24 protein-coding genes are annotated in these 21320 nt (G+C 67.3%); 11 read left to right on the top strand and 13 right to left on the bottom strand.

Annotated elements, in window-relative coordinates; all coding sequences use genetic code 11:
• Positions 1–39 precede the first annotated feature (39 nt).
• The 5 genes from GGC30_RS12430 to GGC30_RS12410 are packed head-to-tail and all read right to left on the bottom strand — an operon-like array spanning position 40 to position 3904.
• On the bottom strand, positions 40–525 hold the full coding sequence (locus GGC30_RS12430; RefSeq protein WP_017505496.1) for a Fur family transcriptional regulator: 486 nt from the start codon (positions 523–525) through the stop codon (positions 40–42).
• Positions 526–552: 27 nt separating this feature from the next.
• Entirely contained in the window at positions 553–996 is a 444-nt protein-coding gene (locus tag GGC30_RS12425; protein ID WP_153924625.1) for a GNAT family N-acetyltransferase, read from the bottom strand.
• Complete coding sequence (tsaB, locus tag GGC30_RS12420) at positions 996–1673, bottom strand: tRNA (adenosine(37)-N6)-threonylcarbamoyltransferase complex dimerization subunit type 1 TsaB (RefSeq protein ID WP_153924622.1); 678 nt, start codon at positions 1671–1673, stop codon at positions 996–998. The genes GGC30_RS12425 and tsaB overlap by 1 nt, the downstream gene beginning before the upstream one ends.
• A gap of 46 nt (positions 1674–1719) precedes the next feature.
• Positions 1720–2280, bottom strand: a complete 561-nt coding sequence (locus GGC30_RS12415; protein WP_153924611.1) for a NifU family protein — start codon at positions 2278–2280, stop codon at positions 1720–1722.
• 49 nt (positions 2281–2329) lie between these two features.
• Positions 2330–3904: a helicase HerA-like domain-containing protein gene (locus GGC30_RS12410; RefSeq protein WP_153924608.1), complete on the bottom strand. Its 1575-nt coding sequence runs from the start codon at positions 3902–3904 to the stop codon at positions 2330–2332.
• 98 nt (positions 3905–4002) lie between these two features.
• Here GGC30_RS12410 and GGC30_RS12405 point away from each other — a divergent pair, with 98 nt between their 5' ends.
• Positions 4003–5136 (top strand): AI-2E family transporter, encoded by a 1134-nt coding sequence (locus GGC30_RS12405; protein WP_153924605.1) that lies wholly within the window; start codon positions 4003–4005, stop codon positions 5134–5136.
• Here GGC30_RS12405 and obgE read toward each other — a convergent pair whose 3' ends face one another.
• From obgE to GGC30_RS12375, 6 genes are all read right to left on the bottom strand, one after another.
• Entirely contained in the window at positions 5137–6183 is a 1047-nt protein-coding gene (obgE, locus tag GGC30_RS12400; RefSeq protein ID WP_153924602.1) for a GTPase ObgE, read from the bottom strand. It lies immediately after the preceding gene.
• A 52-nt stretch (positions 6184–6235) separates the two neighbouring features.
• Positions 6236–7690, bottom strand: coding sequence for an NAD-dependent succinate-semialdehyde dehydrogenase (locus GGC30_RS12395; protein ID WP_370451982.1), 1455 nt, complete (start codon positions 7688–7690; stop codon positions 6236–6238).
• A 93-nt stretch (positions 7691–7783) separates the two neighbouring features.
• Positions 7784–7921, bottom strand: a complete 138-nt coding sequence (locus GGC30_RS12390; protein WP_017505506.1) for an entericidin A/B family lipoprotein — start codon at positions 7919–7921, stop codon at positions 7784–7786.
• A 50-nt stretch (positions 7922–7971) separates the two neighbouring features.
• Entirely contained in the window at positions 7972–9666 is a 1695-nt protein-coding gene (locus GGC30_RS12385; RefSeq protein WP_055754559.1) for a sensor histidine kinase, read from the bottom strand.
• Between the two features lie 102 nt (positions 9667–9768).
• Entirely contained in the window at positions 9769–10380 is a 612-nt protein-coding gene (locus GGC30_RS12380) for a sigma-70 family RNA polymerase sigma factor (protein ID WP_055754558.1), read from the bottom strand.
• Positions 10377–10577: a NepR family anti-sigma factor gene (locus GGC30_RS12375; protein ID WP_045809524.1), complete on the bottom strand. Its 201-nt coding sequence runs from the start codon at positions 10575–10577 to the stop codon at positions 10377–10379. The genes GGC30_RS12380 and GGC30_RS12375 overlap by 4 nt, the downstream gene beginning before the upstream one ends.
• A 201-nt stretch (positions 10578–10778) precedes the next feature.
• On the opposite strand from GGC30_RS12375, the gene GGC30_RS12370 reads away from it, so the two are divergent.
• From GGC30_RS12370 to GGC30_RS12360, 3 genes are all read left to right on the top strand, one after another.
• On the top strand, positions 10779–11573 hold the full coding sequence (locus GGC30_RS12370) for a response regulator (protein WP_153924599.1): 795 nt from the start codon (positions 10779–10781) through the stop codon (positions 11571–11573).
• Positions 11574–11912: 339 nt separating this feature from the next.
• Positions 11913–12944 (top strand): NADP-dependent oxidoreductase, encoded by a 1032-nt coding sequence (locus tag GGC30_RS12365; RefSeq protein WP_153924596.1) that lies wholly within the window; start codon positions 11913–11915, stop codon positions 12942–12944.
• Positions 12945–12959: 15 nt separating this feature from the next.
• Positions 12960–13367, top strand: coding sequence for an acyl dehydratase (locus GGC30_RS12360; RefSeq protein WP_017505512.1), 408 nt, complete (start codon positions 12960–12962; stop codon positions 13365–13367).
• 58 nt (positions 13368–13425) lie between these two features.
• On the opposite strand, the gene GGC30_RS12355 is transcribed toward GGC30_RS12360, so the two are convergent.
• Positions 13426–14208 carry a SapC family protein gene (locus tag GGC30_RS12355; RefSeq protein ID WP_066625371.1) on the bottom strand — a complete coding sequence of 261 codons (783 nt, stop codon included), beginning with the start codon at positions 14206–14208 and terminating at the stop codon, positions 13426–13428.
• A gap of 117 nt (positions 14209–14325) precedes the next feature.
• Here GGC30_RS12355 and GGC30_RS12350 point away from each other — a divergent pair, with 117 nt between their 5' ends.
• The 7 genes from GGC30_RS12350 (at position 14326) to GGC30_RS12320 (ending at position 20097) form a co-directional block, all read left to right on the top strand.
• Positions 14326–14814: a Fur family transcriptional regulator gene (locus tag GGC30_RS12350; RefSeq protein WP_017505514.1), complete on the top strand. Its 489-nt coding sequence runs from the start codon at positions 14326–14328 to the stop codon at positions 14812–14814.
• Between the two features lie 2 nt (positions 14815–14816).
• Positions 14817–15707, top strand: coding sequence for an alpha/beta fold hydrolase (locus GGC30_RS12345; RefSeq protein WP_228763736.1), 891 nt, complete (start codon positions 14817–14819; stop codon positions 15705–15707).
• Positions 15708–15786: 79 nt separating this feature from the next.
• Complete coding sequence (locus GGC30_RS12340) at positions 15787–16452, top strand: nicotinate-nucleotide adenylyltransferase (protein ID WP_153924589.1); 666 nt, start codon at positions 15787–15789, stop codon at positions 16450–16452.
• Between the two features lie 144 nt (positions 16453–16596).
• Positions 16597–17031 (top strand): ribosome silencing factor, encoded by a 435-nt coding sequence (gene rsfS, locus GGC30_RS12335; RefSeq protein WP_082064315.1) that lies wholly within the window; start codon positions 16597–16599, stop codon positions 17029–17031.
• Between the two features lie 4 nt (positions 17032–17035).
• Positions 17036–17500, top strand: a complete 465-nt coding sequence (gene rlmH, locus GGC30_RS12330) for a 23S rRNA (pseudouridine(1915)-N(3))-methyltransferase RlmH (RefSeq protein WP_017506622.1) — start codon at positions 17036–17038, stop codon at positions 17498–17500.
• Position 17501: 1 nt separating this feature from the next.
• The gene (locus GGC30_RS12325) at positions 17502–18581 is read left to right on the top strand and encodes a murein hydrolase activator EnvC (protein ID WP_066554033.1); all 1080 of its coding nucleotides are present in this window, start codon (positions 17502–17504) and stop codon (positions 18579–18581) included.
• A gap of 139 nt (positions 18582–18720) precedes the next feature.
• The gene (locus GGC30_RS12320; RefSeq protein WP_153924587.1) at positions 18721–20097 is read left to right on the top strand and encodes a S41 family peptidase; all 1377 of its coding nucleotides are present in this window, start codon (positions 18721–18723) and stop codon (positions 20095–20097) included.
• A gap of 39 nt (positions 20098–20136) precedes the next feature.
• On the opposite strand, the gene GGC30_RS12315 is transcribed toward GGC30_RS12320, so the two are convergent.
• Positions 20137–21309: a carboxynorspermidine decarboxylase gene (locus GGC30_RS12315; RefSeq protein WP_153924584.1), complete on the bottom strand. Its 1173-nt coding sequence runs from the start codon at positions 21307–21309 to the stop codon at positions 20137–20139.
• Between the last annotated feature and the right edge of the window lie 11 nt (positions 21310–21320).

The following is a 21320-nucleotide window of genomic DNA, read 5'->3' as shown; positions in this document are numbered from 1 at the left end:
GGCTTATGATCGCCCGCAAGCGTCGCGACAAGCCGAGCGTCAGCCCGCATCCACATCGGCGGGATCGACGCGCGCCGCATGGCGGGTGAAGATCAGGCCTTCGCGCTTGGACGGCTCGGCGCCCTCGATCGCAACGCCGTAGAGCTCCAGCTTGTGGCCGATCAGCTGGAAGCCCAGCCGTTCCGCGATCTCGTTCTTCAGCCGCTCGATCTCGGCGTCGAAGAATTCGATAACCTCACCCGACTTGGTGTCGATCAGGTGGTCGTGGTGATCGTCGCCGGCCTCTTCATAGCGGCTGCGGCCGTCGCCGAAGTCGTGCTTCTCGACCACGCCCGCCTCTTCGAACAGGCGCACGGTGCGATAGACGGTGGCGATGGAGATGTGCGGATCGATGGCCGAGGCGCGGCGATACAGCTCTTCCACATCCGGGTGGTCCGCGGCGTTGGATAGCACCCGGGCGATCACCCGGCGCTGTTCGGTCATACGCATGCCGCGCTCGGCGCAGAGTTTTTCGATCCGGTCCATGCGCCTAGAATAGGGGCTTGGATCGCATCAGGGAAGCGTCAGGTTGGCGTCAGCCGCACAGAGGTCGCGGCTCATCACCACCGCATCGGTCCGCGATCCGTCGGCGCCCGCATAATAGGCTTTGCGGCGACCGATCGGATCGAACCCGGTCCGCTCATACAGGCCGCGCGCGGCGATATTGTCGTCGGCGACCTCCAGGAACAGCCGCTTCGCGCCGGCCTGGACCGCAGCGACGGCCGCCGCCTCGACCAGACGTCGCCCCAGTCCGTGGCGGCGCGCAGACGGGACCACGGCCAGGGTCAGGATTTCCGCTTCGTCGACGACGGTCCGGATCAGGATGAAGCCGTCGGGTTCGCTGACCGCCAGCACGCCTGGCTGCAACAATAGATCGGCGAAGGTGTCGGCGCCCCACGGCGCGGCAAACGCCTGAGCGTGCAGGGCGGCGAGTGAGGCGGGGTCCGCCGCCGTCATCACGCAGGCTGGCGCGGCTGGCCCGGCAGGCGGCTGGGCGGCGTGGCGTCGGGCGCGCGCAGATAGAGGGGACGGGGCGGCTGGGTCGCCGGATCGGCGGCGGCGGCCAGGCGCGCCAGCGCCTCCGGCGACGGTGCGACCCGGTCGTCCAGATGCGCGAAGGGCAGATCGGGAAAGACCTGGGTCACGACCGCCGCGCCATTGCCGACCAGGGTGACGCCCGGCCCGGTATCGCCGATCCGCCGCGCGGCCTCTTCCACCGACAACGCTTCCTCGGGGCCAAGCGGCCCACCGTCGGCGAAGAGGCGCGCATAGACCTGACCGCGCCGCGCATCGATCAGGGCTGCAATGGGGCCGTCTTGATGGGTGAGTGAGGCGGCGAGGGCGTCCAGCGCCGAAAGACCGACGACCGGCCGATCCAGCGCTGCGCCCAGACCCTGAGCAAAGGCCAGGCCGACGCGCAGACCGGTGAACGAGCCCGGTCCGACCGTGACGCCGATCCGGTCCAGGCTGTCGAAACCGCCGCCCGCCTCGGCCATGACGTCGCGCACCAGGCCGCCGATCCGTTCCTGATGTCCCTTGGTCATCGGCTCAAAGCGCACGGCGAGCGCGCGATCGTCCTCAAACACCGCCGCCGTGCAGGCGCCGAGCGCCGTATCGATCACCAGAAGTCTCATGGGCGTCTTCTAGGCGGCGCGTCGCAGAACCGCCACCGCGTCCGGATCAGGGGGTCTGCTCGACCCGCGTCACCTCGGGCACATAGTGGCGCATCATCTGCTCGACCCCGGCCTTCAAGGTCGCCGATGACGACGGACAGCCGGCGCAGGCGCCCCGCATCCGCAGGTTCAGCACGCCGGTCGCCTCGTCGAAGGAATCGAACAGGATGTCGCCGCCGTCCTGGGCCACGGCGGGGCGGATGCGGCTGTCCAGCAGGGCCTTGATCTCGGCGACGATCTCGCTGTCGTCCTCGGCATGACCGTCGGTTTCGCCGCCGGCGCCGCGCGTCAGCGCCTGACCCGAGACGAAGTGATCCATGACGACGCCCAGGATCGGTGCCTTCATCTCGGACCACTCCGGACCCTGCGGCTGGCGGGTCACCGAAACATAGTCCGCGCCAAAGAAGACGCCGTCGACGCCTTCCAACTCGAACAAGGCCTCAGCCAGCGGAGAGGCCGTCGCCTCGTCGATGGTGCGGTATTCCAGCGCGGCGGTCGGCGACACGTCGCGGCCGGGCAGGAACTTCAGCACGTTGGGATTGGGCGTGGGTTCGGTCTGGATGAACATGGGCGGGAGATGCGCTCGCCCCCGCCCCGTTGCAAGACCCGAGCAGAACCTAGCGCCGCTTCAACCCGCCCAGCAGACCGCGCATCAGCTCGCGGGTCAGGGTCGACCCAGCGGTGCGCAGGACCGACTTGGTCAGGGCCTCGACCGGCGTTTCGCGGGTGGACCGGCGCGCAGGCTTCGCGGCCTCGCGCGACGCCCGCGCCTCGGCCTGAGCCTGAGCCTTCGCACGCGCTTCGGCGGCCTTCTGATCAGCCTTGGCCTGAGCGGCAGCGGCCTTGTCGGCGTCGGCCTGCGCCTTGGCCTGAATTTGGGCCTGGATTTCAGCCTGATCGGCGGCGCTATGACGATTGGCCAGGATTTCGGCGGCGGATTCGCGGTTCAGCACCTGCTCGTAAAGGCCCCGCACCGGGCTGGCGGCCATGACGGCGGCGCGCTCAGTATCGGTCGCGGGACCCAGGCGCGAGGCCGGCGGGCGGATCTTGGTGCGGGCCACGATGGTCGGCGCGCCCTTTTCGTCCAGCACGGACACCAGGGCCTCGCCCACGCCCAGACCCTGAATGGCCTCGGCTGTGTCGAAGGCGGCGTTGGCTCGGAAACTCTGCGAGGCGGCCTTCAGCCCCTTCTGCTCGGACGGCGTATAGGCGCGAAGCGCGTGCTGAATGCGGTTGCCCAGCTGGGCCAGGACGCTGTCGGGAATATCGGCCGGGTTTTGCGTCACGAAGTAAACCCCGACCCCCTTGGATCGGATCAGCCGCACGACCTGTTCGACCTTTTCCAGCAGGGCGCGCGGGGCGTCGTTGAACAGCAGGTGCGCCTCGTCGAAGAAGAAGACCAGGCGCGGCTTTTCCGGATCGCCCACCTCTGGGAGCTGTTCGAACAGCTCCGACAGCAGCCACAGCAGGAAGGCCGCATACAGGCGCGGACTGTTCATCAGCCGGGTCGAATCCAGCACATTGACCTGGCCCCGGCCGTCCAGGCCGACGCGGATCATGTCCTCCAGCTTCAGCGCCGGTTCGCCGAAGAAGGCGTCGCCGCCCTGCTGCTCGACCTGCAACAGCGCGCGCTGGATGGCGGCGATCGAGGCGGGGGCGACATTGCCGACCTCGCGCCCGATCCGCTCGGCGTTCTCGCCGACATGGACCAGCAGGCTCCTCAGATCGTCGAGGTCCAGCAGCAGCAGGCCTTCCTTGTCCGCGACGTGGAAGACGACGGTCAGCACGCCCTCCTGCACGTCGTTCAGGTTCAGCATCCGCGCCATCAGCACCGGGCCGATCTCGGACACCGTCGTGCGGATCGGGTGGCCCTTCTGGCCATACAAGTCCCAGAAGACGGTGGGGGCGGCGCGCGGCGTCAGGGTCAGGCCCATCTCCGTCGCGCGGGCGACCAGCTTCTCGTTCGGCGCACCGACCTGGGAGATGCCCGACAGGTCGCCCTTCACATCGGCGCAGAAGACCGGCACCCCGGCGTCGGAAAAGCCCTGGGCCATGATCTGCAGCGTGACCGTCTTGCCTGTCCCGGTCGCGCCGGCGACGACGCCGTGACGGTTGGCGCGGTTGAACAGCAGCTTTTCCGGTTGTGCGGCGTCGGACTGGCCGAGGAACAGGCCGGGCAGGGCGTCGGGCATTGGGGTCTCCGATGGCGTCTCCGGCAAAGGTCTAGCGCGTTCCCCGCGCGCTCGGAACAGTGATTGACGGCGACGGCGGGCGGTTCGACAACACGATCATGAAAAACCCCATCGCCACGCCGTCTTCGGTCGCCGCTCGCAATGCTCTCGGCGTCATCGCCACGGTCGCGGCCGGGGCGGCGATCTACTGGCTGCGGGACATCCTGACGCCGCTGGCGATGGCCATCTTCCTCTTGATCATGATCGACGGGGTGAAGCGGTCGGTCGAGGCGCGCACGCCATTGAACAGCCGCATGGCCGGGATCGCGGCCCTGACGCTGGTGGTGCTGGCCTTCTTCGCCTCCATCGCCATCATCGTGAACGGGGCGGCGGGCTTCTTCGGCGAAGCGTCCGGCGTGTCCCAAAACATCGGCCCGCGCATCGATCAGATCATTCGCGACGCCTATGGGCTGGTGCGCCTGGTCAATCCGCCAACGGCGCAGGACCTGATCAACGGCGTCGATGTTCGCGGCTGGCTGACTTCCATGGCTTTCCAGGTGCAGGGCATCGCGTCGGGCGCCTTCTTCGTCCTGATCTATCTGGGCTTTCTGCTGGCCTCGCAGGTCGGCTTCCGGCGCAAGATCGTCGCCATGTTCCCGTCGGAGGCCCAGCGCGACGAGGCGGTCGCGGTGTTCCAGCGCGTGCGCGGCGGGGTCGAGGGCTATATCTGGGTGCAGTCGGTGACCGGCGCGATGATCTGCGTCGTCGCCTGGATCCTGATGCGGGCCGTCGGGCTTCAGAACGCCGAGTTCTGGACCTTCGTCATCTTCATTGTCGGCTTCATCCCCGTGCTGGGCGGGGCGGTGGCCGGTCTGGCCCCGCCGCTGTTCGCCCTGGTCCAGTTCGAAAGTTACTGGCCCGCCGCCATCCTGCTGGTCGGGTTGCAGGTCATCCTGTTCGTCGTCGGCAACTTCATCCAGCCGCGCATGCAGGGCGACAACCAGAACATCGACCCGGTCGTGGTGCTGCTGGCCCTAGCCTTCTGGGGCAAGCTGTGGGGCGTGGTCGGCATGTTCCTGTCGACGCCGCTGGCGGTCATGGCCATGGCGATCCTGGCCGAGTTCAAGGGCTCGCGGTGGATGGCGATCCTGCTGTCGGGCGACGGCGAGCCCTATGCGAACGAGGGCAAGACGACCGACAAACCGAAATCGACCCGCCGCAAGCCCAAACCGGAACCCGCAGCGGAGGGCTGATCAGGGCTGCCAGCCGCTGATCTGGTCCGCGTCGCTGTCGCCGGCCAGGGCGCCGCGCGTCTTCTTCACCTCGGCCCAGGCGGCGCGAAGCAGGGCGGGCACGCCCTCGCCCGACACGCCGGACACCAGCATGGGACGGCGACCGGCGACGGCCTCCAGTTCAGCGGCCTTCTCCTCGCGCGCCTCGGGCGTCAGGGCGTCGATCTTGTTCAGGGCCAGGATCTCGGCCTTGTCCGCCAGACCCTCGCCATAGGCTTCCAGCTCGCCCCGGATGATACGGTAGGCCTCGACCACGTCGTCCTGGGTCCCGTCGATCAGATGGATCAGGCTGGCCGAGCGTTCGACATGGCCCAGGAACCGCGTGCCTAGTCCCGCGCCCTCGCTGGCGCCCTCGATCAGGCCGGGAATGTCGGCGATGACGAACCGCTCGGACGGCGACAGGTCCACCATCCCCAGGTTCGGCGCCAGGGTGGTGAAGGGATAGTCGGCGATCTTGGGCTTGGCGGCGCTGGCGGCCGACAGGAAGGTCGACTTGCCCGCGTTCGGCAAGCCCGCCAGGCCGATGTCGGCGATCAGCTTCAGCCGCAGCCAGATCCAGCGTTCCTGGCCCTCTTGGCCGGGGTTGGCGTAGGTCGGCGCCTGGTTGGTCGGGCCCTTGAAGCGCACATTGCCCCAGCCGCCGTTGCCGCCCTTCACCAACAGCTCGATCTTGCCGGCCGTGTCCATGTCCAGCAGGACCGTTTCCTTGTCCTCGTCCAGCACCTGGGTGCCGACCGGCACCTTCAGATGGACGTCCTCGCCCTTGCCGCCGTGCATCTGGCGGCCCTGGCCGTGGTGGCCGGTTTGAGCCTTGAAATGCTGCTGGTAGCGATAGTCGATCAGGGTGTTCAGCCCGTCGACCGCCTCGATCCAGACGTCGCCGCCCTTGCCGCCGTCGCCGCCGTCCGGGCCGCCGTTGGGAATGAATTTCTCGCGTCGAAACGACACGGAGCCCGCGCCGCCGTTGCCGGAGCGGATATAGATCTTGGCCTGGTCGAGGAACTTCATCGCGGGCTTATGCCGCAGAAGCGCGGCGAATTACAGGCCCGGCGACCCGGCGCTATTTCAGCGCCAGCGTCACCGTCTTGACGTCCACATATTCGTCAATGCCGTGGATCGAGCCTTCGCGACCATAGCCCGACTGCTTGACCCCACCGAACGGCGCGACAGCGGTGGAGATCAGGCCGGTGTTGACCCCGCACATCCCCGCCTCGATCCGACGGCTGAACCGCATGGCCCGGTCCAGATCGCGCGTGAACAGATAGGAGGCGAGGCCATAGTCGCTGGCGTTGGCCTTCTCCAGCGCCTCGTCCTCGGTGTCGAAGGCGAAGACGGGGATCATGGGGCCGAACGTCTCTTCCTCGCGGAACAGGGCGTCGTCGCCGCCCAGGGTCACGGTCGGCTGGAAGAAGCGGCCGCCCAGCTCATGGCGCGACCCGCCGGTCAAGACCCGGCCGCCGTCGGCCTTGATCGCCGCCACATGTTTTTCGACCTTGTCGATGGCCTTGTCCTCGATCAGCGGCCCGACCTTCACGCCGTCGTCGAAGGCGGGACCGACCACGATCTTGGCCACCTCGGCGGCCAGTTTCTCGGCATAGGTCTTGGCGACCGACCGCTCGACATAGACGCGGTTGGGACAGACGCAGGTCTGGCCCGAGTTCCTGAACTTGCCCTTGATGGTTTCAGCGACCGCCAGATCCAAATCGGCGTCGGCGAAGACGATCAGGGGCGCCGCGCCGCCCAGCTCCATCGACACCCGTTTCAGCGTTCCGGCACATTGCTCGGCCAGCTTGCGACCCACGCCGGTCGAGCCGGTGAAGGACAGTTTGCGAATGTCCGGGCTGTCGGTCAGCACCTTGCCGATGGTCGCGGCGTCGCCGGTGACGATCGACAGGGCGCCTTTCGGCAGGCCGGCTTCATAGGCCAGTTCGGCTAGGGCGATGGCGGTGAAGGGCGTCTGGCTGGCCGGCTTGACCACGGCGGTGCAGCCTGCCGCGAAGGCCGGCCCCAGCTTTCGCGTCAGCATGGCGGCGGGGAAGTTCCAGGGCGTGATCAGGGCGCACGGCCCGACCGCCTCGCGATAGGTCAGGATCAGATGGCCCAGAGGGCTATCCTGGGTCTCGCCGATCAACCGTTCGGCCTGGCCCGCGAACCATTTCAGGAAACCGTTGGCGTAGGCGACCTCGCCCTTGGCCTCCTCGAACGGCTTGCCATTCTCCAGCGCCATCAGGGCACCCAGACCCTCCAGATTGTCGTCGATCAGCGCCGCCCATTTGCGCAGGAAGGCCGCACGCGCGTGCGGATCGGATCTCGACCAGGTCTTGAACGTCTCGCTCGCCGCCGCGATGGCCTGTTCGGTTTCGGCGGCGCCCAGATCGGGGACATGGCCGATCACATCGCCGGTCGCCGGATCATCGACGGCGATGCCGCCGCTGTTGGCCGGAACAGCCTTGCCGGCGATCAGGGCGTGCTGGCGCAAGAGTTTGAGGCCGGCGTCGCGGGCGGTGTGGTTCACGGGATGGCTCCTATCGCGGTCCTGAAACGAACAAGGCCCCGACGATGCGGGGCCTTGCCGGTCGAATGCTGCAGCCTGGGCTGCGGCCGTCGATTAGTTCTTGGCGTCTTGAGCGGCGCCGGTCACGGCCTGACCGGCGGCCTGGGTGTCGCGGCCCACGCCTTCAACGGTGTTGCAGGCGGCAGTGGTCAGGGCGGCGGCGGCGGCGACCAGAACGAAAATCTTGCGCATAGGGGAAGCTCCAGGGTTGGCCGGGGTGAAACTCCGCCGGACTCGCCTCATCAACGCGACGCCAGCGCTGCGGTTCCGGGCGTCTTGTCCGCCGGATCGACGGGCGCGAGCGCTTCTGGGGTGGCGAAGATCATGCGGGCGATGGTGCCGCCGCCGGGCGGGGTGGCGAACTCGGTCTCGCCGCGCAACTGCTTGGCGAAGGCGCTCATCAGGGTGCGGCCCACCCCGACCTCGGCGCCGGCCTGGGCGCCCGGCCCATTGTCCTCGACTTCCAGAACCGATTTCTCGCCCTGGACGCGGAAGCGCACCTTCAGCTCCCCGCCGCTGCCGGCGAAGGCGTGCTTCTGGGCGTTTGTCACCGCCTCGACCAGCCACAGCGCCAGGGGCGCCAGCTTGTCGGGATCGACGTGCAGGGAATCGGCGTCCACCGAGCTGATAACCACCGGTCCGCGCCCGGCCTCGCTGGCGACCAGTTGCCCCACCAGTTCGTTCAAAAACTCGCGCGCGTCGGCGTGGCGAATGTCGTTGCTCTGATACAGGGTGCGGTAAATCAGGGCCAAGGCCGAGATGCGTTGGCGCGTATCACCCAGCGCCGCCTTAGCCGGCGCATCGGTCAGGGCGCGCTGCTGCATCGACAGCAGGGACGAGATGATCTGAAGGTTGTTCTTCACCCGGTGATGGATTTCGCGCATCAGCGCGTCTTTTTCCGTCAGGGCGTCGGTCAGTTCGCGGTCACGCACGGTGATGGCCTCGGCCATCTCGTCCAGTGTGCGCGCCATGGTGCGGATTTCGGACGGTGCGTTCATCGCCTGCAGCGGACGCACCGAGAACCGGCCCTTGGCGTAGATGGCCGCGACCCGCTCCAGATAATCCAGCCAGCGAATAAAGATCCGCTCCGACAGCAGCATCACCGCCGCGAACGCCGTCAACCAGGCGCCCAGCGGCAGCAACAGGGTGCCGATCGGATTAAGCCGCGCCCACGACAGCCACCCCGGCGCGGGGGCCGACAGCAGCGCATAAAGATCGCCGCCGGCCAGGGCCGCGCCCGCATAGTCGCGGCGCTGGTTCTGCGCATCCTTGGCCTCGAACACCGCAGACCCCTGATCGCTCGCCCGATCGACCCAGCCCGCGATGTCGTCGCCGGCCGAGAGTTTGAACACGTCGGGATCACTGGCCGTCAGAATACGACCCGCGCCGTCGGTCAGGGCGGCTTGAGCGCCCGACGGCAGCGCGGCGTCAGTGACATCGGGTTGCAGGGCGGAGAAGGGGATCACGGCGACCATGGCGCCGTCGAACCGGCCCATCGGCCGCTCGGCGCGTGTGGCCACGATCAGCGCGCCTTCATAGCCGGCGCCATCGGGGGCGCGCATGACGACCAGTTCTTCGCCATTGCGCAGCCGCTGGAACCAAGTCGACTGGGCGGCGGGCGCCACGCCGGATCTCACGCCGTCCACTCGGCCCGAGGCGCAGACCGCCTCGCCCGTCGGGCTGATGCGGTAGAGGCCCTCGTAGCCTTCCAGACGTCCGACCAGCGCCGTCAGACGCGGTGCGCAATAGGGGCCGACCGCATCGGGGCTGAGCGCGCGCAACAGCACCTGGGCGCTATCCAGTTTGGCCTTGGCGCTGGAGGCGCTGCGTTCGGCCGCCAGTTGAAGGTCCACCTGCCGGTCGTCGGCCTGTCTTTGGAAGTCCGCCTGGGTCTGGATCAGGCTGAGCACGAAGATCGGCAGCAGGGCCATGGCCATGGCCGCGCCCAGCCGAAACCGGATGCCCTGAAAGCGATCCGAGCTCCACGTGCGACCGAGCCGCGGCCTTGGGGCGTCCCTGGTCGTCTCGTTCACCGCCGCTCAGCTCCGGGCGCCGGCCAGCCTGTCGGCCTCGCCGAGAATTGAGCGCATGGCGTCGCCTGCCGCCTTGCCGTCGCGTCCGTAGCCGCCCCGTTCCAGGGTGGCTTGCAGCGCACGCCGCGCGCGGCTGACGCGGCTCTTCACCGTGCCGACTGCGCAGCCGCAGATTTCGGCCGCCTCTTCATAGGCGAAGCCGCCAGCGCCAACCAAGATCAAGGCCTCGCGCTGTTCTTCGGGCAGGGTCTTCAAGGCTTGACGCAGCTCGTCCAAGGCGACGGGCGCCTCGGGATCGTCCACGGCGACCAGGGTCCGCTCGGCGGCTTCCTGATCCAGCTGCGACTGACGCCACGAGCGGCGTTTTTCGGAATAGAACTGGTTGCGCAGGATCATGAAGGTCCAGGCCTTCATGTTCGTGCCCATCTGATAGCTGGCGCGCGCGTCCCAAGCCTTCATCATGGCGTCCTGCGCCAGATCGTCGGCCGCGGTCGGATCGCCGGTCAAGGTCCGGGCGAAGGCGCGCAGATGCGGGATCAGCAGGACCAGTTCGCGCTTGAAGCCCTCGTCGTCGGCCGACGCGGGTTTGGGGGCGGCCCCAAGGCGTGAGGTGCTCATGCGGCGCTGTCCGAAGACTTGGCGTCGGCGCGTTTCAGGATATCGAGAAACTCATCGGGCACGGGTTCGTTGACGACCTCGTCGAACATGTGTCGCAGCTTAACGCCAATGGCCTGCTGGCGAAGGCGAGCTTCTTCAAGCCCTGCCTCCCCCTTCTGGTCGCCTTTGGGACGAGAGGAGTCCGGAGAATCGATCATAGACAGAGCCAAGCCCACCCAACTGTCATCGCGAAGAGATGTCGGTCTCAAACGTCATCAGACCGGCGGGGTTCCTGCATGAACGGCTTTTAATGCTAAAGCTTGTTCGCGGCGGCGGAACCGTGATGCGAATGTGACGTTTAAGCTGGCTATAACGCCCTGCCTTGCCGGTCGGGCTGTGATTTGTCGGGGACTATCTGAATGAGCCTTCTGGCCAGACTCGCGCCGCATCTTCCTTATGTGCGCCGTTACGCACGCGCCCTGACCGGCGATCAATCCACGGGCGACAACTATGTCCGTGTCGCTCTGGAGGCCCTGGCGGCCGGCGAACAGCAACTGTCGGCTGACATGACGCCGCGGGTCGCCCTTTATCATGTCTTCCACGCCATCTGGTCCTCGACCGGCGCGCAACTGGAAACCGGCACGCTGGAAACCACGGGCAGCGACGCCTCGCAGCGTCTGCTGCGCATCGCGCCGCGCTCCCGTCAGGCCTTCCTGCTGACGGCCCTTGAAGGCTTCACCCCTTCGGAAGCCGCGCAGATCCTGTCCGCCGATCCGCGCGACGTGGAGCGTCTGATCGCCGACGCCCAGGCCGACATCGACGCCGAACTGGCCACCGATGTTCTGGTCATCGAAGACGAGGCCATCATCTCTGCCGATATCCAGAGCCTGGTCACGGAACTGGGTCACCGCGTCACCGGCACCGCCACGACGCACGACGAGGCGATCGACGCCGTCGCCCGCCACAAGCCGGGCCTGGTTCTGGCCGACATCCAACTGGCCGACGGCTCGTCGGGCATCGATGCGGTCAAGGATATCCTGAAGACCATTGACGTGCCGGTGATCTTCATTACCGCCTTCCCGGAACGCCTGCTGACCGGCGAGCGCCCTGAGCCGACCTTCCTGATCACCAAGCCCTTCCAGCCGGAAACGGTGAAGGCGGCGATCAGCCAGGCGCTGTTCTTCCACCCGTCACGCCAGAAAGAAGCCGCTTAAAACGCGGTCTCCTTCGGGCGCCAAGACCGGCCTCGGTCCCTCGGGATCGAGGCCTTTTCTTTGTTTTGCGCCAGCATCGATGGGCGAAAGTACGAAGGCGCAAAAAAAAGGCGATCGAGGTCGGGAACCGGCTTCAGGCGCCGTCGTTATTGGTCCGTGGAGGCGGCGACGCCCCCCGACTTGATCTGCGAAAGCTGATCATGCCGCCTCCGCGCCTCATTCTCGATGATGCCACTTCAAAGCGATCCGCAAGGGTCGCTTTTTTCTTGGCGCACACCTCGACCGAGGCCCCCGTCGCGGCCAAGATGGTGGCCAAAGAAAACGCACGGAGAGACGCCAATGGCTTCGACAATCGGCAAGACGAACCGTCAATGGGTGCTGCGCCAGCGTCCCAAGGGCCTGATCCAGCCCGGCGATCTGGAACTGGTCGAGACGGCCATCCCTGATCTGAAGGAGAACGAGGTGCTGGTCCGCACCGTCTATCTGTCGCTGGACCCGACCAATCGCACCTGGATGAACGATTCCGAGGGTTATTTGCCGCCGGTCGGCCTGGGCGAGGTCATGCGCGGCCTGACGCTGGGCGTCGTCGAAGCCTCGCGATCCAGCCGCTTCAAGGCCGGCGATGTCGTCATGCCGACCTCGGGCGGTTGGGCCGACTATGCGGTCGTGCCGGAAGGCGGTCTTCGCCCGGTCCACCGTGCGCCGGGCCTGCCGTTGACGGCCAATATGTCCGTGCTAGGCATGACCGGCCTAACCGCCTATTTCGGCGTCACCGATGTGTTGAAGGCCAAGGAAGGCGAGACCATCGTCATCTCGGCCGCCGCCGGGGCGGTCGGTTCCATCGCGGGGCAGATCGCCAAACAGCGCGGGTGCCGCGTCATCGGCATCGCGGGCGGCCCGCAAAAGTGCGCCTGGCTGACCGACGAACTCGGCTTCGACGCGGCTATCGATTACAAGAACCAGGATGTCGGTGAGGCGCTGGACCGTCTGGCCCCCGACGGCGTCGATCTGAACTTCGAGAATGTCGGCGGCGACATCATGATCGCGGTCTTCAACCGGCTGAAGGTCCACGGGCGGATGGCGGTCTGCGGCCTGGTGTCCTCCTACAATGCGACCAAGGCGCCGCCTTCGCCGAACTTCGCGCGCATCATCACCCATCGCCTGCACGTCCAGGGCTTCCTGGTCCTGGACTACGCCCCACGCGCCCGCGAGATGGTGGCGGAAATGGGCCCGTGGCTGGCGGATGGCCGTGTGAAGTGGAAGGTTCACGTCGACGACGGGCTGGAAGACGCGGTGGGATCGTTGAATCGCTTGTTCACCGGCGATCACGACGGCAAGCTGCTGGTTCGCGTTTCCGAAGAACCCGCCTGAACCCAAGGTCTGCGCATGAGCGATCCGCTGCACGTCCATTTCGAAGACCTAGAGGTGGGGCAGGTCGTGCCGCTGGGCGCCTGTGCGGTCGATCAAGGGGCGCTGGACGTCTTCATCGAGCGGTTCTCGCCGGGCTGGGACGTGGCCTACGGCGCGCCGGACGCCATGGTCTATGTGCTGTGGAGCCGACTGGCGGCCGACAAATCCGGCGGCTGGGCCCAGACCAAGGTCCTGGCCGTCGATGGGCTGCGTTACATGCGCAATCCCCCGGCGGGCGAACTGCTGCGGGGCCGCATGACGGTGATGGGCAAGGATCCGGTCGGCGACGACAAGGGCATCGTCATCGCCTCGCATGACCTGCTGGACGAGGCCGGGCGTCTGGTCTTTTCTTGCCTGACCCGGGCGCTGTTCTCGCGCCGTTGAAACTAAAAACGCCCCGCCGACGAACCGGCGGGGCGTGCATCTGGTTGGCGTTTTGCGATCAGTTTACTGAAGCCGGCGCCTCGGCTTGACGTTGGAAGGCAAGAGCGATCAAGCGCTCCCAGCCCAGCAGAGAGACCAGATGGGCGTAGATTTGGCCCAGAGCCCCGTTATCCCGCAGCTCGACCAGCTTCTCGGCCGAAAGAGCGCGCAGCTTGTCTTCTGATACCGCGTAATATTCGGCAATTTTCTGCGGCTGCGCTGGCGTGCCGTCGGCATTGCGCGGAGTAAAGGTCGCGTCGCGCACATCCAGCAGATCGAGCTGGTTCACGAGAGCCAGGAAGGCTTCCGTGCGAAGACGCTCCTGTTCAAAGTTGTTGCAGAAATCCATCGCCATCTGCGTGTATTCGCTCGCTTGTCCATCAACGAACAAGGGGTTTTCGCCGCCCTCTACGACGATCTCTGCATCGCGATCGATGCACAGGACCATGCGCTCGTTTTGCTTGTCGTCAGCGAAGACGAAGGGATAGCGGCGCACGTAAGCGGGAACGTAGGCGTCAGGGCGGAAGTCGCCTGCTGCAGACACAAAAAGATTGTCGCCCTGACGCAGACCCATGACTGCCATGGGCAGCTTCTGGTCTCCGATGAAGATGATTGGGTAGGACAACGCCGCCGGGGCGAATTCGGTGACCGTCAGCGGGACGATATTGGTCTTGCCGACGAACGCATAAGGCTTCTCGGCCGGGTTGACGCCAAGCGAGGCATGAAGGCCAGCGTCCAGCGGCTCAGGGTTTGTGTAGAAGAGGACGTTGCCTTCGAGCGGCGAATTGTTCGTGTCGGTCATGAAGCGAGGACGCTCTGGTTAAAGATCGGAGGCGCGCCTTCTAGCCCAACGCCGCGCAACCGGCAAACCCGCGATGCGTCGGTTGCAGTGGGGGTCGCCAGCCATTAGCTGTGGCGTATGGGTTCCGCCTGCGATCATGACCATGACCACTCCGGCCTGAACGGCGGGGCGCTGGACCGCGCCCTGGCGGCGGCCGAGGCGCGCGCGGTCCAGCAGGGCGAGCGGATGACCGCCCAGCGCCGGCGCGTCCTGGCTCTGCTGCTGGAAAGCGGCGAGCCGGTGAAGGCCTACGATCTGATCGCGCGTTTTGGCGAAGACGGCCAGGCCGCCAAGCCGCCGACCGTCTATCGCGCGCTGGAGTTCCTGGAACGGCTGGGCATGGTCCACCGCATCGCCTCCATCAGCGCCTATGTCGCCTGCACCGACGATGGCGAGGCCGCCCACGCGGCCGCCTTCTTGATCTGCGACTGCTGCGGCGCGACGCGCGAGGTCAGCGGACCGGACCAGAGCGCCATGAACGCCGCCGCATCGGCCGCCGGCTACGCCATCGCCCGCACCACGATCGAGGCGCACGGTCGCTGCGCCGCCTGTCGCGACGTCGCATGACCATGGACGCGGCGTTGATGTCCCCACCGCGTCGCCTGTCCGTGCCGATCGACAATCGCTGGGGCGCCGGCGAGATGGCCGTGCTGGATTTCGGCGATCCGAACCGGCCGGTCGATCTGATCTTTTCTCACGCCAACGGCTTCAACGCCGCCACCTATCGCAGCCTCTTGTCGCCGCTGTCGGCGTCCTTGCGGATCTGGGCGCCGGATCTGCGCGGCCATGGACGGTCTGCGCTGCCGACCTTCGCCCGGCCCAAGACCAGCTGGCTGGACCACCGCGACGACCTGCTGGCCCTGCTCGAGGCCATTGACGGTCCGCCCGTGGTCATGGCTGGCCATTCGATGGGCGGCACGGCTTCGCTTCTGGCGGCTGCCATTCGGCCGGATCGGGTGTCCAGCCTGGTGCTGTTTGATCCGGTGATCTGGAAACGATCCGCGGTCTTCGCCTTCAACCTGCCCTTCGCCCACAAGCTGATGAAGGCGATCCCCATCGCCAAGGCCACCCTGCGCCGTCGCAGCCAGTTCGACAGCCGCGAACAGGCGATGGCCGCCTATCGCGGGCGCGGCGCCTTCAAGGGTTGGCCCGACATGGTCCTGGCCGACTATCTTTCCGAAGGCCTGAACGAAGGCGACGGCGGGTTCAGCCTTACCGCCGCGCCGGCCTGGGAGGCGGCCAACTACGCAGCCCAGGCGCACGATCCGTGGCGGGCCATGAAACGCTATCCCGGCCCGGTCCGCATCCTGAAGGCCGAACACGGCGCCTTGACCCATGTGCCGGTTCAGCCCCGCGGCCTGCCCAATGTCTCGGTCGAGGTCGTGTCCGGCGGCGGGCACCTGTTCCCCATGACCCACGCCGACGTGGCGCGCGACGCCTTGTTCGACGCCGCCGTCTGAGAACGAATTCTGTAGGCGGAGCATAGGCGCGCGCTATAAGGGCGCCGCTGAGCATAACGCCCGCCGCCCGAGACGCCGCTTGTCCTTCTTCCACGCCGGTCCCGCGCCCAAAGGCGCCGGCCCCCGCTCCGGGGCGCTACGCGACGGCTTGATCCTCGCTCCAGGCATGAAGGTCGGCCTGTTCGGCGGCTCCTTCAATCCCGCCCACGAGGGTCACGCCCATGTCGCCGAGACCGCCATGCGACGTCTGGATCTCGACCGGGTCGTCTGGCTGGTCTCGCCGCAGAACCCGTTGAAGGATGCCCGTCACAGCGCGCCGCTGAAGGACCGCATGGCCTCGGCGCGCCAGCACGCACGCGGTCCGTCGATGATCGTCTCGGACTTCGAGAGTCGGGCCGGCGTCGCCTGGACCGTGGACACCCTGCGCCTTCTGGTCGCGCGGCATCCCGGCGTGCATTTCGTCTGGCTGATGGGGTCGGACAATCTGGCCAGCTTCCACCGCTGGCGAGGCTGGACCGACATCATGCGGCTGATGCCGGTGGCGGTCATCGCCCGGCCGGGTTCGCTGCTGGACAGCCGCACGGCGCCGGCCGCCGCCCGCTTCGCCGGTTTCCGCATTCCGGCCCAGCAGGCGGGGCTTCTGCCGACGCTTCAGGCGCCCGCCTGGACCTATCTGACGGCGCCGCTCAACCCCCTGTCGTCCACGGCGATCAGGACCGGCGCAGGCGTGCGCGCGACCTCGTGATCGCCGGATGATTCGGGCGGCGGTTCACGTTGCGGCCCATCCGTGCTAGAGGGCTTCTTTAGTCAACGCTCCCGGAGCCCTCCGCTGACCCCCTCGCCCGCGTATGATACGCAAGACGCCGCCGTCTCGAATACGGCGCACGAGATGGACCCTATCGAACCTCTCCATTCCGAAGACGGCTTTGAATCCGACGCCTCCCCGCGCGGCTTCGACGATTCCGCTCCCCGCCCCGTCGGCTCCACGCCGCTGGAAGAAGCCCTGCTGAGCCGCCTCGACGAGGACAAGGCCCAGGACATGGTCCTGATCGACCTGAAGGGCAAAAGCGCCATGGCCGACACCATGATCGTGGCGTCCGGTCGTTCGCACCGTCACGTCGGCGCCATCGCCGACCACCTGCTGCGCACGCTCAAGGAACAGGGGCTGGGCAAGGCCAAGGTCGAGGGCCTGCCGCACTGTGATTGGGTTCTGATCGACGCCGGCGATGTGATCGTGCACCTGTTCCGCCCGGAAGTGCGCACCTTCTACAACATCGAAAAGATCTGGGCGGTCGACTCCGCCCACCGCATGGTCCGCGACTGACACCATGAAGCTGAGCATCGTCGCCATCGGCCGACCGGGCCGGGGGCCTGAAGCGACGCTCGCCGACGACTACGCCAAGCGCGCCACCCTGTCGGGACGCGCGCTTGGCCTCGGTCCCCTCGAACTGATCGATCTGGAAGCTCGCAGACCCGGCAAGGCGCCGGAGGCTGAGCTGATCTTGGCTGCCGCAGAGGGCGCGCACCTGATCGCCTGCGACGAGCGCGGCAAGACCTATTCCTCGCGCGCCTTCGCCGACCACATCGCCAAATTGCGGGACCAGGGCGAGCGTCGTCTGGTCTTCGCCATCGGCGGGGCGGACGGGCTGGACGCCAGCGTGCGCGACGCCGCGTCCTCGACCCTGGCCTTCGGTCCCCAGACCTGGCCCCACGCCCTGGCGCGCGCCATGCTGGCCGAACAGCTGTATCGGGCCGTGACCATCCTTGCCGGATCGCCCTATCATCGCGACTGACATGCGTCGCGCCATACCCTTATCGCTGGCCCTGCTGACGGGTTTCGTCTGCGCCGCCCCGGCGATGAGCAACCAGGCGCCCGAGAGCGAACTGTCGCGCATCCAGGCCGAATACCGCGACGAGACGGTGCGCGCCCGTCGTCTGCGTGCCGACGCCGACGCCGCCAAGACCGAACTGGCTCAGTTGGAGCGCCGTCTGGCCTCGTTGCGGGCCGACGAACAGACCGGCGACCGTCAGATCGACGATCAGCGCGCGCGCCTCCAGCAACTGACCGAGCGCGAGGCCGAACTGGTCACGGACCTGGCGCGCGAGCGCGGCGCCCAGGGCCGTCTGCTCAGCGCGTTGCAGATGATGAGCCGCCGCCCGCCGCCGCCGTTGCTGGTGCCCGCCGACAAGGCCATCGACACTGTGCGCGCCTCCATCCTGCTCAAGGCCATGACGCCGGATCTGGAAAGCCGCGCCAAGGTGCTGGCCGCCCGTCAGGCCGAGATCATGCGCATCCGCCGCCTCGCCGTCCTGTCCTCGGAGCGACTGCTGACGACCGAGAGCGAGCAGGGCGACCGGCGCGGCGAGATCGAGGGGCTGACGGCGCGCAAGACCGCCCTGACCGCCGTTCTGAACGCTGAGGCCCGCGCCGCCGAACGCGCCGCCGCCGTGTTGGAACGCCGCATCCGCGAACTGGGCGGCGCGGTCCCGACCACCCAGGCCGAAGAGACGCCGACCGCTCGCCTTCCGGCCGGACGCGGTCGCCTCAGTTCGCCCGTCGCCGGCGCGCCCAGCCAGACTTGGGGCGCCGGAACCTCCGGCTGGCGCTGGCGGGCTGACCGCGCGGCCGTCACCGCGCCCGCCGACGCCAAGGTCGCCTACGCCGGGCCGCTGACGGGGTGGGGCAATGTGGTGGTGCTGGACCTCGGTCCCGGCTGGCGCGCCGTCATCGCCGGGTTGGAAAGCGTCGATGTCGGCCCGGACGCCCGGGTTTCGGACGGCCAGACCCTGGGGCGCAGCGGCCCGGACGGCGATGTCTATTTCGAACTGCGCCGCGACGAACGGCCGATCGATCCGGGACCGTGGTTGCGTTGAACCCGCAATAGTCCTTTGCATTCTCGTCTGACGCTGATTTTATCGGCGGGACGCCGCGTCGCCACGATTTGGTCGTGACTGCGGGGCCTTAACCTTCCCACGGGCGCCCACAGTGATCGGCCCGACCGAAAGAGACCGAATGCGTAAACTGCTCCTCGTCGGCTGCGCCGCTCTGGTGCTCGGCGGATCCGCCGCTGCTGTCAGCAGCCAGACCCCGCGAAACGAAACCTTCCGCATGCTGGAGCTGTTCGGCGACGTGGTGGGCATCGTCGAGCAGGCCTACGTCGTCCCGGTCGACAACAAGAAGCTGATCGAGGCCGCGCTGGCCGGCATGATGACGGCGCTGGACCCGCACTCCAACTATCTGCCGCCCTCCAACTACGACGACCTGCGCGAACGCACCGAGGGCCAGTATTCTGGCGTCGGCCTGACCATCAGCGCCGACGGCGGCATGGTGAAGGTCATCTCGCCGATGGACGACAGCCCCGCCGCTAAGGCCGGGGTCCAGGCGGGCGATGTGATCTCTTCGATCGAGGGCCAGAACGCGGCGGGCCTGACGGTCAGCCAGGTGTCCGAAAAGCTGCGAGGGGCCGTGGGCACCAGCGTCAAGGTGACCTTCCTGCGCGACGGTTCAGACCCGCTGGAAGTGACCCTGACCCGCGAGGTCATCAAGGTTCAGTCGGTCACCGGCCGGGTCGAGGGTGACTTCGGTTATCTGCGCGTCTCGACCTTCAACGAGAACACCGGCCGCGAGCTGAACGAGGCTATCGCCAAGATCAAGGCCGAGAAGCCGGGCGTGAAGGGCTATGTCCTGGACCTGCGCAACAACGGCGGCGGCCTGCTGAACGCTGCCATCGACGTGTCCGACGCCTTCCTGGAACGCGGCGAGATCGTCAGCCAACGGGGCCGCAAGCCCGAGCAGATCCAGCGCTATTCCGCCAAGCCCGGCGACGTCACCGGCGGCCTGCCGCTGGTCGTCCTGGTCAACTACGGCTCGGCCTCGGCGTCGGAAATCGTCGCCGGCGCCCTGAAGGATCACCAGCGCGCGACCATCGTGGGCCTGACCAGCTTCGGCAAGGGTTCGGTCCAGACCGTGATCCCGCTGCGTCAGGGCCAGGACGGCGCCTTGTCGATCACGACCGCGCGCTACTACACCCCCTCGGGCGCCTCGATCCAGAAGATCGGCATCGAGCCGGATCTGGAAGTCGCCCGCAACGAGGCCGAGGCCCGCATCGTCTCGCGCTCCAGCTTCATCTATTCCGAGGCCGCCTACGCCACGGCCCTGGACGCCTCCATCGGCGCCGAGCGCAAGGGTCCGCACACCCCGCGCGAAGCCCCGGGCGAAAAGTTCGACAAGGAAAAGGACTATCAGCTTCAGCGCGCGCTGGACGTCCTGCGCGCCGGCGGCGACCTGTCGAAACTGTCGTCCCCGCCCGAAGGCATCGTCGTCACCGAGCCGGGCTCGACGCCCAAGCCCGACGCCGAACCGACGGCGGACGAACCGAAAGAAGAATAGGTCAGGGAAGGGCGGCGCGAGCCGCCCTTTTCTTTGCGATCAGGACAGTCGGTCGCGGAAGGCCAAATAGTCGAAGTCACGCACCGTCCTCAGCGCATCCGTCTGGGAGTTCCACAGCACGATAGACGGCAGCGGCACGCCGTTGAAGGTGTTGGTCTTCACCATCGAATAGTGGGCCTGGTCCAGAAACGCGATCCGCGTTCCGGGCGTCGGCCTCTCGGCGAAGACGTAGTCGCCGATGATGTCGCCGGCCAGGCACGACGGCCCGCCCAGTCGCACCGTCACCCCATGCTCGGGCTCTTTCAACAGCGCGGGGCGATAGGGCGCCTCGATCACATCGGGCATATGACAGGTGGCGGAGATGTCGGTGATGCCGATGGGCATGCCGTTTTCGAACACGTCCAGCACCTCGCCGATCAGTATGCCGGCGTCCAGCGCCACGGCCTCGCCCGGCTCCAGATAGACCTGAACCCCGTGCCTGGCCTGCAGATCGCGCACGAAGGCGATCAGATCGTCGGTCTGATAGTCGGCGCGGGTGATGTGGTGCCCCCCGCCCAGGTTCAGCCATTTGATCCTGCCCAGCAGCGGCGAAAGCTTGGGCTCCACCGCCGCCCAGATGCGCGACAGGGGCTGGAAATCCTGCTCGCACAGCGCATGGATATGCAAACCGTCGACGCCGATCAGATGTTCGGCGGTCAGTTGCGACACCGGAAAGCCCAGGCGCGAACAGGGCTGGGCCGGGTCGTATTTGGCGACCTCGCCTTCGGAATGTTCGGGGTTCAGCCGCAGGCCGATCTCGAACGTCTCGCCGTCCGCGCGCGCTTGGGCGATCAAGTCGATGAAGCGGGCGATCTGGGCCGGGTTGTTGAAGATGACGTGATCCGACAGACGCAGGATCTCAGGCAGGTCCTGCGCCGTATAGGCCGGCGAATAGGTCGTCAGCTCGCCCTTGTAGAACTCGCGCGCCAGCCGCGCCTCCCACAGACCCGAGGCGCAGACCCCGTCGAGGTATTCGCCGACCACATCGGCCAGCGACCACATCGAAAATGCCTTCAGCGCCAGAAGCACGCGCGCCTCCGCTCCGTCACGCACGCCCTTCAGCACGGACAGATTGCGACGGATGGCCGCCTCGTCCACCACGAAGGCGGGCGACGCGACGCGGTTCAGGTCGAAATGCGCAAAGGCGCCCGGATCGCCGGCCTGGGTCTGCATTCAGTCGGTCC

The organism is Brevundimonas sp. SPF441 (assembly GCF_009661015.1).
In the GTDB taxonomy this organism is placed as follows: Bacteria; Pseudomonadota; Alphaproteobacteria; order Caulobacterales; family Caulobacteraceae; genus Brevundimonas; species Brevundimonas vesicularis.
Note: the sequence above shows the minus strand (reverse complement) of the source record. Positions and strands in the feature narration are given on the sequence as shown.